Source organism: Microcoleus sp. T3_D1 (assembly GCF_036700405.1).
In the GTDB taxonomy this organism is placed as follows: Bacteria; Cyanobacteriota; Cyanobacteriia; order Cyanobacteriales; family Microcoleaceae; genus Microcoleus.
In genome coordinates this window covers 117749-132889 of record NZ_JAUBOV010000004.1, presented here as the reverse complement: position 1 = coordinate 132889, position 15141 = coordinate 117749, and the positions used below count along the sequence as shown (strand labels likewise).

13 protein-coding genes are annotated in these 15141 nt (G+C 44.0%); 5 read left to right on the top strand and 8 right to left on the bottom strand.

What is annotated here, in order from left to right; all coding sequences use genetic code 11:
- The 5 genes from QT992_RS03875 to QT992_RS03855 all read left to right on the top strand — a co-directional run bounded on the left by QT992_RS03875 (window position 1) and on the right by QT992_RS03855 (window position 5003).
- Window positions 1–1158, top strand: a complete 1158-nt coding sequence (locus QT992_RS03875; RefSeq protein ID WP_333376581.1) for a DegT/DnrJ/EryC1/StrS family aminotransferase — start codon at window positions 1–3, stop codon at window positions 1156–1158.
- Window positions 1159–1382: 224 nt separating this feature from the next.
- Window positions 1383–1568, top strand: a complete 186-nt coding sequence (locus QT992_RS03870) for a hypothetical protein (protein ID WP_333376578.1) — start codon at window positions 1383–1385, stop codon at window positions 1566–1568.
- Window positions 1569–1644: 76 nt separating this feature from the next.
- Window positions 1645–3321 carry an AarF/ABC1/UbiB kinase family protein gene (locus QT992_RS03865; protein ID WP_333316085.1) on the top strand — a complete coding sequence of 559 codons (1677 nt, stop codon included), beginning with the start codon at window positions 1645–1647 and terminating at the stop codon, window positions 3319–3321.
- Between the two features lie 116 nt (window positions 3322–3437).
- On the top strand, window positions 3438–3857 hold the full coding sequence (locus QT992_RS03860) for a hypothetical protein (RefSeq protein WP_445251114.1): 420 nt from the start codon (window positions 3438–3440) through the stop codon (window positions 3855–3857).
- A 195-nt stretch (window positions 3858–4052) separates the two neighbouring features.
- On the top strand, window positions 4053–5003 hold the full coding sequence (locus tag QT992_RS03855; RefSeq protein WP_333376576.1) for an NAD-dependent epimerase/dehydratase family protein: 951 nt from the start codon (window positions 4053–4055) through the stop codon (window positions 5001–5003).
- A gap of 124 nt (window positions 5004–5127) precedes the next feature.
- Here the strand turns inward: QT992_RS03855 and QT992_RS03850 are convergent, their stop codons facing one another.
- The 8 genes from QT992_RS03850 to QT992_RS03815 all read right to left on the bottom strand — a co-directional run bounded on the left by QT992_RS03850 (window position 5128) and on the right by QT992_RS03815 (window position 15064).
- Window positions 5128–7026, bottom strand: coding sequence for an Npun_R2821/Npun_R2822 family protein (locus tag QT992_RS03850; protein WP_333376574.1), 1899 nt, complete (start codon window positions 7024–7026; stop codon window positions 5128–5130).
- 43 nt (window positions 7027–7069) lie between these two features.
- Window positions 7070–7516, bottom strand: a complete 447-nt coding sequence (locus QT992_RS03845; RefSeq protein WP_333376572.1) for a hypothetical protein — start codon at window positions 7514–7516, stop codon at window positions 7070–7072.
- Between the two features lie 12 nt (window positions 7517–7528).
- Window positions 7529–8401, bottom strand: coding sequence for an Npun_R2821/Npun_R2822 family protein (locus tag QT992_RS03840; RefSeq protein WP_333376570.1), 873 nt, complete (start codon window positions 8399–8401; stop codon window positions 7529–7531).
- Window positions 8398–9372: an Npun_R2821/Npun_R2822 family protein gene (locus QT992_RS03835; RefSeq protein ID WP_333376568.1), complete on the bottom strand. Its 975-nt coding sequence runs from the start codon at window positions 9370–9372 to the stop codon at window positions 8398–8400. The genes QT992_RS03840 and QT992_RS03835 overlap by 4 nt, the downstream gene beginning before the upstream one ends.
- A gap of 107 nt (window positions 9373–9479) precedes the next feature.
- On the bottom strand, window positions 9480–10589 hold the full coding sequence (locus QT992_RS03830) for a formylglycine-generating enzyme family protein (protein WP_333376566.1): 1110 nt from the start codon (window positions 10587–10589) through the stop codon (window positions 9480–9482).
- An 11-nt stretch (window positions 10590–10600) separates the two neighbouring features.
- Window positions 10601–11551 (bottom strand): glycosyltransferase family 10 domain-containing protein, encoded by a 951-nt coding sequence (locus QT992_RS03825; protein WP_333376564.1) that lies wholly within the window; start codon window positions 11549–11551, stop codon window positions 10601–10603.
- Window positions 11552–11694: 143 nt separating this feature from the next.
- On the bottom strand, window positions 11695–12936 hold the full coding sequence (locus QT992_RS03820) for a glycosyltransferase family 4 protein (protein ID WP_333376561.1): 1242 nt from the start codon (window positions 12934–12936) through the stop codon (window positions 11695–11697).
- 124 nt (window positions 12937–13060) lie between these two features.
- Window positions 13061–15064 carry an ABC transporter ATP-binding protein gene (locus tag QT992_RS03815; RefSeq protein WP_333376559.1) on the bottom strand — a complete coding sequence of 668 codons (2004 nt, stop codon included), beginning with the start codon at window positions 15062–15064 and terminating at the stop codon, window positions 13061–13063.
- Window positions 15065–15141: the final 77 nt, after the last annotated feature.

The window sequence follows — 15141 nt, the reverse complement described above, 5'->3', positions numbered from 1 at the left end:
GTGAATAATGTTCCCCCCCTCGACTTAACCCGCCAATACGCCCAGATTGGCGACGAGATAACCGCAGCGGTGCAAAAAGTGCTTGCCTCTGGCGGCTACGTAGGCGGCCCGGCCGTGAAGAGTTTTGAACGAGAGTTCGCCGACTACACCGGCGTTTCCGAGTGCGTTGGCTGCAACTCCGGCACCGATGCCCTGATTTTGGCTTTGCGAGCTCTCAAAATTGGCCCTGGCGATGAAGTGATTACCACTCCTTTTACCTTTTTTGCTTCGGCTGAGACAATTAGCGCCGTCGGTGCGACTCCAGTATTTGTCGATATTGACAGCGAGACTTTTAATCTGGATGTCGAGCTCCTCGAAGCGGCAATTACCGACAAAACCAAGGCAATTATGCCCGTCCACATCTTCGGCCAACCGGTAGACATGACTCGGCTGATGGAAATTGCGACTCGGCACAATTTAGCCGTAATTGAAGATTGCGCCCAGTCTGTCGGGGCCCAGTGGCAGTCTCGAAAAGTCGGCAGCATCGGCCATGTCGGCTGTTTCAGTTTTTATCCGACCAAAAATTTAGGCGCTTGCGGTGATGGTGGCGCGGTGACGACAAACGATCGAGCCCTCGCAGCAGAAATGCGAATGCTCAAAGAACACGGACAGTCTTCTAGGTATTTCTACGAAGAAATCGGATACAACAGCCGTTTAGATGCCCTGCAAGCGGTGATTCTCAGCATTAAATTGCGGTATCTCGACAGTTGGAACGCTCAGCGGCAGGAGAAAGCGACACTTTACAGCGAATTTCTCTCCCGCGTGCCCGGAGTTGCCCTCCCCAAAGAATTGCCCGAAGCAAAAGGAGTTTGGAATCAATACACGATCCGGCTGACAAGTCCAGAAGACGCGCAAAATCCCTCTGGCAATTTTCGAGATTGGATGCGGGCTCAGTTGCAGGAAGCTGGCATCGGTTCGATGGTTTACTATCCGTTACCTTTGCACCTGCAACCTGTTTACAAATCTTTGGGCTATTCTGCCGGCCAATTGCCAAAGGCTGAGCAAGTTTGTCGCGAAGTCTTGTCTTTGCCGATGTTCCCGGAACTGTCGAGGGATCAACAAGAGCGGACGATTTATGGGCTGAAAGATTGCTTGGCAAAGGCCGATCGCATCCGGTAGCTTTGGCGCGATGGCGTCAGCGAGGGAAATGCAGGAGGAGAAAAGAATTGCAGGGTTGCAGTGGTGTGAGAATGTACAGCAATCAGGGAGAGCTGTTAAGTATTTTGACCGATCACTTGTACTTTTATGTACTATATTTAATGAAAAGAAACAAATTTAGGCTAGCAATCCGCCTCGAACGGGTGCATTTTCCGCTCGCCTAAACCTTGCAGTGCGATCGGTCAATGACGAAGAAGGAAGTTCGGCAACGGATTCGCTCGACGGATGTAACGGATGTAACGGATGTAACGGATGTCAGGAAGAGGGAAGAGGGAAGAGGGAAGAAGGAAGAAGGAAGAATAATTAATGTTTTAACTTTTAATTTTCGACTTCCAATCCCCGATGCCCGATGCCAGATGCCTGATAACTAATGCCCCATGCCCGATGGCCGATGCCCAATTCTCAATTTAACCTGTAATTTTCAGAAGATAAGAGGAAAATAAACGAGTGCCTCAGTATCAATTCACTCAGGCTAGACGCTACGATCCACAAGCGATCGCTCAGTATTACCGCAAACGTCCTTGGAAAGCAATTTGGCGCGCAATTACCGTTATTTGGTCTTTTGCAGGCTTTGTGCTGGGGATGCTGTGGGACAGTTGGCAGCACGAAGTCGCAGCACACCAGCCGGAACGGGCCGCCCACCTACGACAAATACTCACTCGCTTGGGCCCCACTTTCATTAAAGTCGGCCAAGCCCTTTCTACCAGACCGGATTTGATCCGCAAAGACTTTCTCGAAGAATTGATCAAACTTCAGGATCAATTGCCGCCGTTTGACTCGGTGCGCGCTTTCGAGATTATTGAAGCGCAACTCGATCGCAAAATTAGCGAAACCTACAGCGAAATCTCCCCCGAACCTGTCGCCGCGGCAAGTCTCGGTCAAGTCTACCGAGCTCGCCTCCTCACCGGGGAAGCAGTAGCAGTCAAGGTTCAGCGACCGAATTTGCTGCCCGTCTTGAGCCTGGATCTTTATTTAATGCGCTGGGCGGCTGGATGGTTGGGCCCGTTGCTGCCGCTGAATCTCGGTCACGACCTTTGTTTAATAGTCGATGAATTCGGTATCAAATTGTTCGAGGAAATTGATTATATCAATGAAGGCCGCAACGCCGAGAAATTTGCTACAAATTTTGCCGACGATCCGACAGTAAAAGTTCCCAGTATTTACTGGCGTTATACTTCAAATTGCGTTCTGACTCTCGAATGGATTGACGGCATCAAGCTGACAGATATGGCAAGTGTTAAAGCCGCAGGTTTGGATACCGATAGTTTAATTGAAATCGGAGTCCGCAGCGGTTTGCGGCAGTTGCTGGAACACGGATTTTTTCATGCTGACCCTCATCCGGGAAATCTGTTTGCCTTAGCGGACGGCCGCATGGCTTACATTGATTTTGGGATGATGGATCAGATGGAAGAAACAACTAAAGAAACTTTGGTTGATTCTGTCGTTCATTTGATCAACAAAGATTACTTACAGTTAGCCAAGGATTTTGTCAAACTTGGCTTTTTGACTCCAGATACAGATATTATGCCGATCGTCCCGGCGTTGGAATCTGTACTGGGTGATATCGTCGGCGAAAAGGTGTCAGATTTTAACTTCAAGACGATTACAGACCAGTTTTCGGAGTTGATGTACGATTATCCTTTCCGGGTGCCGGCGAAATTTGCCTTAATTATTCGCTCTCTGGTGACAGAAGAAGGTTTGGCCCTGACGCTGAATCCGAATTTCAAGATAGTCGAGGTGGCGTATCCTTATGTAGCGCGGCGTTTGTTGAACGGAGAATCTCCGGCTCTGCGGCGGCGTCTGATTGAGGTATTATTCAAAGATGGCAAATTCCAGTGGAACAGGTTAGAGGACATGATCGCGATCGCCCGATCGGATCGCAGTTTCGACTTGCTCCCCACAGCACAACTAGGCTTGCAATTTTTGCTGTCAGAGGAAGGGTCGTTTTTGAGACGCCAGCTAATGTTAGCTTTGATTGAGGACGATCGAATCCACACCGAAGAAGTTCGCAGCCTGTGGAACTTAGTCAAGGAAGATTTGCAGCCCAGTCGCCTGTTCAACGTTGCTCTAGGCGCTTTGACGGAGTTTTCCACAGCAGGAGCAGCCGCGCTAACTCGATTTTAGTCATTAGTCATTGGTCATTAGTCATTAGTCATTGGTTATTTATTGGTTGTTAGTTGTTGGTTCTAATAACTAATTCCCCATACCCAATGCCCAATGCCCTGTTTGGCCAATGCCCCATGCCCAATTCCCCATTTCCTATTACCCAAATTAAGGAATTATTCGTGTATTATTTTCCAGAACCTCCCTATTTTTTAATGTCGGCTGGATTACTAGCAGGTATGGCTTCCGGCGTAGCATTTGAAGCAACTCTCAAACAATCCGTACAACAGTGGTCTAAAAATCGTTATACTCGCACTTTGGCTAACCTGCCAAGGCTGCAATTGGTCATACCTTTTCTGGGAATGGCTGGCGGTATTTGTGTATTTTTAGCTTCGGGGATGGAGATTTTTGGGTTCCCAAAACTACTTTGTTATGCCCTAGCTTTGCCGCTGACGGTACTCACGGGCTGGCTAGTTTGGACTCAGCTAGGTAAGCTTTTGATTGAGTTAGAACGCGGAGGTTCCCAAGCGCTGGATTTAGATTCTTTTGAACAATGAAAGTTAACTATCAACCTCTTTTGTGAGAAGCAAGGGGGTTGATAGTTATCGAGGATTATCCTATTTGATGCTTTTTGAACCGCAGAGAACGCAGAGAACGCAGAGGAAGAGAAAGAAGAAGATGATGACAACTTAGGAAATAACTTGTGTAAAAAGTTTTAAATCTAAAATCTAAAATCTAAAATCTAAAATCGAATGAGTATTTTAATTGTTACGGGTGCGGCGGGATTTATTGGCTCTAACTTAGTAGAAACTCTTTTAAATCAAGGGGAGACGGTGATAGGTGTTGATGAGTTCAACGATTATTACGATCCGGATCTAAAGCGCAAGAATATTGCACGATTTGAAAGGTATCCGGGTTTTGAATTGGTGGAAGGCGATATTTTGTCTCTAAATTGGCGAGGTCTTTTATCTGATGCTAAGGTAATATTTCATCAGGCGGCGCAAGCAGGAGTTCGTGCTAGCTGGGGCGACGGTTTTCGCAGCTATACCGAACGCAATATTAACAGCACTCAAGTATTGTTAGAAGCGGCCAAAGATGCGCCAAAATTGCAAAAGTTTGTCTATGCTTCTTCTTCTTCAATTTACGGCAATGCTGAATCTTTCCCCACGAATGAAAATGCTTGTCCGCAGCCGGTTTCTCCCTACGGAATTACGAAATTAGCCGGTGAACGTTTGTGCGGGCTTTATTACAAAAATTTTGGTCTTCCCACTACTTCGCTGCGCTATTTTACTGTTTACGGGCCCAGACAGCGCCCCGATATGGCTTTTCACAAGTTTTTTAAGTCGATTTTGTTTGACGAGGCGATTTCAATTTTCGGCGACGGATTGCAAACGCGGGATTTTACGTTTATCAGCGATTGCGTTGCTGCAAATTTAGCGGCGGCTGAGGTTCCAGAAGCTGCGGGGGAAGTTTTTAATATTGGTGGGGGAAGTCGGGTAGTTTTGAAAGAAGTTATTGATACAATAGAGAGAATTGTCGATCGACCTATTCGGATAGATTTTACCGAAGCTGCGAGGGGAGACGCGCGGCACACTAGCGCGGATGTGTCTAAAGCCCAGAAAATCTTAGGTTATCAGCCACAGGTTGCTTTAGAAGAAGGATTAAGGCGCGAATGGGAGTGGATTCAGTCTGTGTACAGTTAGAGTACAGTTAGATGCTATCTATCCCAGAAATTCCGCAACTTAAATTGAACATTGTTGATTTTTTGAATTCGCCAACTTTTGAGGTTTATCTGCAATCGAAATGCTGCGATTATAGCATTATCTTTTAGAAAAAATCGTACTTTTTGTTAGTAGTAATGGCTTCGATAATTTTATTCAAAACTTTTTTAGAATCAGTCATTGTACTTAGCCAATAACTGCCGGAATGTAGCCGATGATAATAACTTAAATTACTCACAGCATACAAGCTGGCGCCACTTTTTAACCACAAATAATTGAAAGCGGCGACATCGGAAGCTTGCACGCAAATATCTTGATTATCCTCGGCACAATCCAGGTATTTCTGTACATTGACGAAGTAGTTTCCATCATTAATAAAATTGCGAAATAATTTAGGATTGGGATTATTTAGAATTAATTCTCGTGCTTTTTCAAGATTGATTTCTGTGTCCGAAAATAATTTAAAATTAAAGTAGGGATTTGCGGATGTCGGACAGTAAATTAGGTTGGGATTCCATGCAGTTATGTGGTATAGTCTATCGACATAAGTTTCGCTCAAGGCATTGTCAGAGTCAAGAATAATTGCCCACTCATTTTTGCAGTGGGAAATCGCCATAATTTTGCTTTTATACGCACCAAAATTTTGCTCACCTCTGCAGATAGAAATCTTAGGTGACAAGTTTGCTATATTTGCTTGCATCCTAGAAAACTCTTCGGGGGAGGAAGCATCATCGTAAATAATAATATCATCAATCCGATCGTCATACAAAGCATTGCACAATGCCCCTACAACCAAACTAGAACGGTTAAAATGGGTAATAGCTAGAGATATTTTACTTCTGTTAGCCACAGACGGACGCCGAATTGAAGTTAAGCGAACGCCTAGAAGGCTTGTCCGCAAGTCCATCATAATTTTGTAATACTGTTGGTAAACTTTATTTTCGAGTTGTAAACTGCGAATTTTTCGGCCAGCTTTTCGCAAAATATTCATTTCTGTATTTGCCAATCTATACCTAAAGTTGATATTTTTTTGCCTGACAAAGGTTTTGGCATTTCTGTATCCGCGCACTAGCAAACTTGGGGATTTGAGTTTGGGGCATTTTTCCGGCGACTTCAAATAACGGTAATGCAGAAATACATCTCGGTAGGGAATATCCACATCTTCACCAGCACACAATCGAGTAAACTTTGCAGCCGAAATACTCATGTAATGCAAATAAGTCAACCGTCGCCCTTTGTCATATAGAACATAATCTATCACATCAAATTGAGAAGACCAATGATTCCCCGTCACCTGTTCGGGTTGAGTATATGCAAAGTTGTAAAAAGATATTTTGCTGCGGGCAACTAAATAGTTAAGTAAAGATTGGTCAGCGCCCCGCAAAGACATAATTTCCGCTTCTCCTGATGTTAATTTTTCTATAAATTGAGAAGCATTATTTCGACTAAAAACCCCTAGTTTTGACGCAAACCAACCCGCACAAAAAGTATGAGATTGCAGTTCCTCCAAGTTTAAAACTTGAGGTAATTTGGGGGAGGAAAAATCAAATATATAATTGAGGTCGGATTTGTATTGAAAATCGTTTGCTACCCAATCAAAATCATCGAGTTTTTGATAAATGTAATCGAGACAACCCATTAACAGAGTGTCTGCGTCAAAATAGATGAATTTATCAAAAGGGCCGTCGAAACAACATAATTTTCGGTGCATCTCCAAACATTGAACAGGTTTCAAACCTTTAGATTGCCAAACTGTTTGAGCTTTTGCATGAGTTTTCCAAACTTGAGTCGCAAAGTCTTCCCAGAAATGGAGGGAATCGGTATTTTCAAACAGGGTGACATGAGGACGAGTTGCAATTTCTACTTGCACTTTTTTCATTCTGTCATCGTAGGGAATGATGCAAATAGGAATATTTTTTGCCCCGTTGACTTCGAGGCTGTTTAATAAAGCGACTAAGTGGTCGAAAACAACATCGTTTGCCAGAATATAAATGCCGTCAGCCATAGTTTTTTAGTTAATAAGTAACCCAGCGCATATATATTGCTTTTTAGGTGCGGGCAAGATGCCCACACCACAAGAAATAAAATTTATTGATTGTGGAACAGGCATCTTGCCTGTTCTCCAAAGCTTGTTGGCTGTCAGAAACACAACAAAATTTATGAATTGTGGAACAGGCATCTTGCCTGTTCTCCAAAGCTTGTTGGCTGTCAGAAACACAACAAAATTTATGAATTGTGGAACAGGCATCTTGCCTGTTCTCCAAAGCTTGTCGGGTGTCAAAAGCACCCCCAAATTTATGAATTGTGGAACAGGCATCTTGCCTGTTCTTCAAAGCTTGTTGGCTGTCAGAAAAACCCCCGAATTTATGAATTGTGGAACAGGCATCTTGCCTGTTCTTCAAAGCTTGTCTGGTGTCAAAAGCACCCCCAAATTTATGAATTGTGGAACAGGCATCTTGCCTGTTCTGCAAAGCTGGTTGATAATGATACAACATATAATTTTATCCTCACCTACTGAAAGTCCGAAATATTTTTTGCACTAAATTTGGTTGTTCCTCATTGAGATAACGATAATGTTTCCAAAGATTCCAATAAGGACTACCCGATTTAATTGGTATTCCCGCCCAGTGAATATATTTTAACCTTTTGCCTTTGTCATAAAGAACATAATCTATTTCTTGAAAATGTTTGGAACCAGCCCAGCTTCCAGGTTCGCTTGGTGAAGCTTGAACAAGGTTGCAGCGCTTGGGAATCAGCTTAAGAATAATATAATTTAGTATAGGTTGGTCTGTGACATTTTGAGTAAAGTCAAAATATTCTCGATGCTGCGAACATTCTTGCAAAATTTCATACATTTGCGATTCTGTAATAGTTCCTTTTCTAGAAGCCCAAAAACCGCTGTTGAATACATCTTGAAGCTGTGAGTCGGTAAAGATATTCTGTTCTTTTACAGCGGGTGAAAATACATTTCGCAGTTTTTCGCTGAGGTGGTGGTAGTCGCAGCAAAAAAAGTCTACTTCTGATAGTTTGTTTAAGTTGTCTGCGATGTCTTCAAAGACGATGATATCGGTATCGATGTACAGAAATTCGTCAAGGGGGCCAAACCAGGCGGCGAGTTTTCGCATTTTGTTGGGGAGGGCTAAAAAGTTGCGATCGAACATTTGGCCAATTTCTCTGGTAAACTGTTCCACCAACTCCAGATTTGGGAACAATTGCACCCCGTGGAGACTGCTGAGGGCGGCTGCGACTTGCTGATAATTGTCGTCGAAGGGAATCAGAAAAACAGGGACTTGACAATTGTACAGACGTATGCTGTTTAAAAGGGCGATCGCACTTTCGATCACCTTATCATTCGCAACAATATAAATACCGCGACTCATACATTTATCCTCAACCTTCTCAATACCCTTTTTAACAAATTCGGCGCAGAAACCTCAGTATAAGACTTTGGCGCTTCGGCAAAAATGGGACGCTTTGACGGTTCGCGGAGATAGCGGTAATGCAGAAACAAATCGCGATAGGGAAACTCAATATTTTCGCCCGCACAAACTCTCCGAATTAAATCGGGCTGCACACCAATATAATGAATGTAAGTAAGTCGGTTTCCCTTGTCGTACAAAATCCGATCTTGCTCTTCAAAATGTTGGGAAGTGACGCTGCACCCAGTTTTTTCGCCATCCGGGAGGCTATAAGCAAAATTATAGCTATTCATCCCCGTTTTCATCACCATATAATTGAGCAACGGCTGTTCTCCCGCACCTTCATAGAGAATTTCCGTCTCGCCAGCTTGCAGTTGAGCTAACAGCCATTCTCTAGTATTTTGCTCAAACAATCCTTGCTTGCTGGCGTAAAATCCAGAACAAAATATTTCCGAGTCTATCCGATTTTGTTCAAAAACTTCGAGGAGCTTGGGTGACTGAATATTGTATACTTTAGTTGGGGATAGAAATTGAAAATCATAAACCACAAAATCAGATTCCTCTAACTTCTGAAAAACCGCATCAAGGGAATTCATCACCAAAGTATCCGCATCCATATAGATAAACTTTTCAAACGGGCCGTCGAAAGCGCAAAAGCGCCGGTGTGCGCCGTAAAGCCGGAATTTTTTGCGGTTCAAACGCTCTGGTGCCGCTGCTTGCATGAATTTATCCCATCGCTGAATAGATGCGCTATCTTCATAAATAAAGACGTTGGGACGGTTGACAATTTCTGCTTTGATTTCCTCTATTTGGTCGTCGAAAGGATAAATACAGACAGGAGTATTTGAGCCTAAGATAACTTCAATACTGTTGAGCAAGGCAATTAGTTGGTCGTAAACTGTATCGTTGGCAAGCGTGCAAATTCCATTCATATCTATCGTCTCGCGAAGGCGGACTTTGTTTGTGTAGAAGGGGTTTCAACCGCCGAATCATTTAAAGGGTAAAAGGATAGAAAAGACTCCTCGCGGGAAAACTAGGACTAGGGAGAAACCGACGCCACCGCTACGCGAAACCCCCACTGCAAACACCTGAAGTCCGCCGAGTACGAGTAACGATAGGCACAGCGGCAAAGGACTACATACTCGTACCAGGAACCGCCACGCAGCACCCGGTAAGTATCTGTGCCAGTTTCCCAGGAACTTCCGTCCGTTGGTGCGCCCCTATAGTTTTTGTGCCACCTATCGCTGCACCACTCCCAAACATGGCCGTGCATATCGTACAATCCAAAGGCATTGGGGGGAAATCTCCCGACAGAGATTGTTTGGCAGCGGCGGTCAAGTCCTTCGGGGGCGTTTGCGTAGGGTATGCATCCGTCATAGTTGACTAATTGCGGGGTAATAGTTTCCCCAAAATGAAATGGGGTTGTAGTTCGGGCACGACAGGCGTATTCCCATTCTGCTTCACTTAGGAGGCGATATTTTTTCCCGGTTTTTTGCGATAGTTTGCCACAGAATTCGACGGCCATATCCCACGATACTGTTTCTACAGGACGTTTTTCACCCCCGAAATTTGATGGGTTGTTTCCCATCACTGCTTGCCACTGTGCTTGGGTGATGGGATATTTGCCTGCAAAAAAAGCGGGTACTGTTACTTGATGCTGCGGACTTTCACAACAGTCTCTACCTTCCTCTGTTGGAGGCGAACCCATCATAAAAGTGCCACCGGGAATCGATACCATTTCCAGCACAACTCCGTTCCCTAAGTCTTCTGCGAAGAAGTGAGCATAATGACGGCTGCGACTGTTTTCTTTTCCATACGAATCAACTGTTATTACATCAAAGTCAAAAATAGGCAAATATTTTTGTAACTGCTCTTTGATACTTGGTTCATCTCTATCCTTCAGCAGCGAATAGGCTGCAAATTTTACCGCCATTGATTCATCTTGCAGTACCCCAACGATTAAATCTAAACCTGCATCTCCATATTTCAGCGCTTCAGACAGTGCAGCAATTTTCACCTCGACAATCGGTGAAGCCAAACGGCTCTTAACGCCGGAAATCCCGCCTAAGACAGCAGCATCTATGGGTGGCGGATTTTGACCGCCTTTGACGGCATCATATTCTCTGGGTTGATTTGGGTTTTCTGCCATTGCGCTATTTCCTAAGATACAAAGTTAGACAGCCAATTGAGCAGGTTCAATTCGTGGAGAATGATTTGTCTGGCTTCGGCAATTTTCTCCCTCGCTTCATGCCAATAATCCGCATTAGCCACAACCTCTTTAATAAATTCTACTCCTTTCTCATCCAAACTCGGCAGCCTCAGAAAACTCCCCGCCGGCAACAACTTATCCGCCGCCGAACCGCCGTAATAAATTGGCAAACACCAAGCTAACAAAGCATCCCAAAGCTTCTCGCTGACATACCAATCGTTTTCGGCATAATTTTCAATAGCTAAGTTGTAATAGTATGGTGCGACAGCGTGCCATTTATTGTTCACAATCCCGTTCCCGCGCGCCCAAGTTGGCAAGTTTCGCCCGTAAAGGTCAAAATCCAATTCTTGCGATCGCAGCAATTTGATAAAATCTAATCTGTGGCGGTGATTGGCGGTGCGGCTAACCCCTGAAGTAATCCAAGAACAGGATTTAGTTTTCGGCGGCGCAGGCATTTCATCTAGTTCTCGAAACGAGTTAGAGTGATACCAAATCGCGGGCATATAATCTGGTTTGGGTGCGAAATCGTCGGGCCCGGAAACGTAACCGCAATAAAGTTTGGCTTGTTCGTAGTTGGCTTTGGTAATTGCAATAACTTCTGGTAAGGGTGGCTCGCGGATCAGGTAAATTATGCGTTCCTTGGGGACACCGCGCAATTTTTCTTGAATGTCGTTTTCTTGGTTTTGATGTCTGTATTGGCGGATTTTATCGAGCCACGATTGCTTTTTGGGAGGTTTGGGAAAGTCGAATTGATACATGAGTAAAAAGTCTGGTTCTGGGTGGTTGGCGAGCATTTGAATGTTTCCCCATTTGCCGAAGTTTTGGGGGGTTTGTTGCCACAGCCAGTCGCTTTGACTCATCCCTGGGTAGGTGGTGATTGTGCCGATAATTTTTGGGTTCATATCTAATAATAAATCTGGTTTTTGCGTGTCGGCGGGGCGGGTTTATGAGATTGTTTATTTGAGGCGATAATTGTTGGTAAAACCCGCGCCTACTGATAATAAATGTGGTTTTTCCGTTGGGCAGGGCGGGTTTATGAGATTGTTTATTTGAGGCGATGATTGTTGGTAAAACCCGCCCCTACGGAATTTTGAATTATCGGATATCGCACTTGCTCATCTACATAACCCATAATTTTCTGTATCCTATTTTCCCACGAGAATTGCTTGACAAAATTCAAGGTTTCTGCATAACCTTCGACCTTCCTGGGATATTTTGTTAAACAAGCTTGAATGCTTTGCGCGAAATGGTGCGGGTTATCCGGTTCGCACCAAGTTGCTGCTATATTTCCCGATTTAAATTCCATTAAAGATGCAATCTCCGTTGCTACAATCGGAGTTCCCGATGCCATGTAATCAAAGAATTTTAAAGGAGATGTGAACGTCGCGGCTTCTGTCAAACAGTGCGGGTGAGTCAAAACATCGGCTGCTTGCAGCAAGCTAGCAAGTTGATTTTGAGGGAGGTAGCCGAGAAATTTAATGTTGTTAACTTGCTTGGATTTGGCTAACTGCTGGTAGGCTGTTACTTGGGATGAATCACCGCCGGCGATCGCAAATTGAACCAGTGGCAATTCCTTAGCCACATCCACCAACATATCAACACCTTTAAACGGGTAAAGTCCCCCTGCATAAACTGCTAAATGCTGTCTGTCATCTTCTAATAATTGCTTTCGCCAATTTTGGGCTGCTTCTGTTTGTCTCGCGAGAAACAAATGGTTAAAACCGTTGTGCAGCGTAATTACTTTTTCCGGTGGCATTCCATTCAAAATCATGCTGTCTCGGACAGTATCTGCAACAGTTACAGCAATTTGAAATAGAGGATTGCGAAGGATTTCTGGTTCAAAATTTTTGTCTTCATGATGGTGCTGTTCGTAGATAGCGGGAATTCCGTTTTTAACTGCTGCTTTGACAAAGTTCCAGTCGCGGGTGTGGACAATTTTAGTTGATTTAACCAGGTGAATCGGTAAGTAGTATTTTGATACTATTGTACTGGAACTCGTCCACTTGCTGTCCAAAAGGTCGATCGGCCACGGCATCGGTAAATCTGCTACTTTTAATTTATCTTGAATATTGTAAATTGTGGCAAGTTTTTCATCGGGTTTCCGGGGTTGAAAAGGAAAAAGCAAATCAACTGGATTCAAAGCACTCCAGCCTTTGCGGAGGTATACCAAAACTGCTGGATAACCGAGGTTTGCTGCGGCATTGGCAGAGTGTGCAACTTGAACTAAGCTCGCTACATTGGGTTGCGGCAAGATATTTCTGGTAAAAAATACATAATATTTGGGCATGGTAATTGGTAGTTAGTAATTGGTAATTGTTGACTGTTGACTGTTGACTGTTGACTGTTGACTGTTGACTGTTGACTGTTGACTAATGACTACTGCCAACTGCCAACTGCCAACTGCCAACTGACTACTTTTTAACAGCCTGACGCTTAATAGTATTTTCTATAAATTCTAAAGTAGTGAAAATATTAGCAGCCGAGTGAAATGATTCTCGGATTAACTCGTCTCTTTCTTCGGGAGAGTCTACCATTTCATCTACGAGCAATTTGAGGTAAGCTATCATGGGAGTCAGGCGAGTGCGAATTTCGTAAGAACCTCTAATTAGAGCTTCATCGCGAGCGGTTTCTTCTGCAAATTGCACTGAATACAAGCGAGTGTAGTACCCTCCTTTGGCTAGCAATTCTTCGTGGGAACCCATTTCTACTACTTGTCCGCGATCGATCACGGCGATTTTGTGGGCTTTTTGGACTGTGGAGAGGCGGTGGGCGATTACTAAGGTTGTGCGATCGCAGCTCAATTTCTCGATCGCCGCTTGCACGTACCTTTCCGAAACCGTATCCAGCGAACTCGTTGCCTCATCTAAAATTAAGATTTCCGGGTTTTGCAGCAGGGCTCTAGCAATTGAAATTCTCTGACGCTGCCCTCCCGATAAAATCACGCCCCGATCGCCAATTTGAGTATCCAACCCCTCCGGCAATAGTTGGATAAACTCGTAAGCATTCGCTCCCTTCGCCGCTTCCACAATTTCTTCCTCAGTCGCTTGGGGTCTAGCGTAAGCAATATTTTCGCGCACTGAAGCATTAAACAAAAACGTATCTTGGCTAACAATACCCATCGCTTGTCTGAGACTTTTCAGCTCAAATTCGCGCAAATCCCTGCCATCGATCGAGATATGACCTTCAGTAGGATCGTAAAATCTCGGCAGTAAATCTGCCAAAGTTGACTTGCCAGAACCCGAAGTTCCTACCAAAGCCAACGTAGTGCCGTGAGGTAGAAATAAATCAATTCCTTGCAAAACTAAATTTTTGTGGTTAGGATAACTAAAAGATATTTTATTAAAATGAATTCCCGATCGCAAATGAGTGTAAGGCACAGAACCGTTCAGCATAAATGGCTTGTCCTCGCAGCTCAAAAAATCATTAACCACCTCTACACTAGCCGACGTATTTGCAAATTGACTGCGCCCGCTATTCAACTGAGAAATTAAAGGAATTAACCTAAAAAGTACCAATAAATAGGTTAATAAAATTGTAGCAATAGACTCTATCTCCTTCGCAAATATTGTGCGACCTATAAATACAATCAAAATTATAACTATCAAATTAACAACTTCGTTAATTGGGGCGATCGCCGCATAATTTACCTGAGCCTGAAAATCCGCTTGTTCTCGCCTTTGAATTAAATGCTTTATCCGCTGATACTCCCTTTCCTCGTTCCCCGTTGACTTGACCAGCCGAATCCCCGTAATGGTTTCCAGCACCCTAACCGAATAATCTTTCGACATTTCAGAAAGCAGGTGACCAAAATGCTTGGAACGGTTAATAATATATTGATTAGCCCAAGCAACTAACGCCAGCAAAACTGTAGCTGTCACCGTCAGTTTCCACGAGATAGAAAGTAGCAGACCCACAAAAACCAAAACCGTGATTGACGTAGTAAACATTCCGATGGCCGTACCAACTGCACTAGCAGTCCGACCAATCTCTCCGCCCAATCTATTAATTAAATCCCCGACTTTAGTTTTTGAGTAAAAATCTAAATCAACTTCTAACAACAACCGCAAACCTGCTTCTCGCAAATCAAAAGTCAGAGAGCGCGTCAGAGAAGTAGCTACTAAAGTATTGATATAACTCGCAACATTTTTTAAAAAAATTGCCAGCACAACCGCCCCCGTCATCAACATTAAACGCTGATTTTCGGGCATTCCCTCAAAGGGATACATCAAAGTTTTAATTAGAGGTGGAGCGCCGCGCAGCTCGATAGCGTGATCTAAAAAACTTAAAAGAACTGGTACAATCAGAGTAGTGCTGATACCGTTGAATAAAGCGCCAGAAAAGCCCAGCATCACGGTTAAGAGAATCCTGCCGGGATATCGTCTGGCAAATTTTAGGAGTAGCTTATTGGCAGACATGAAGCATTCCCAGCTAAACAGTACGGCATCTCAAAAAATTCTTTAATAACAGCCAGTTTTTCTTCCTCCCTTGAGTA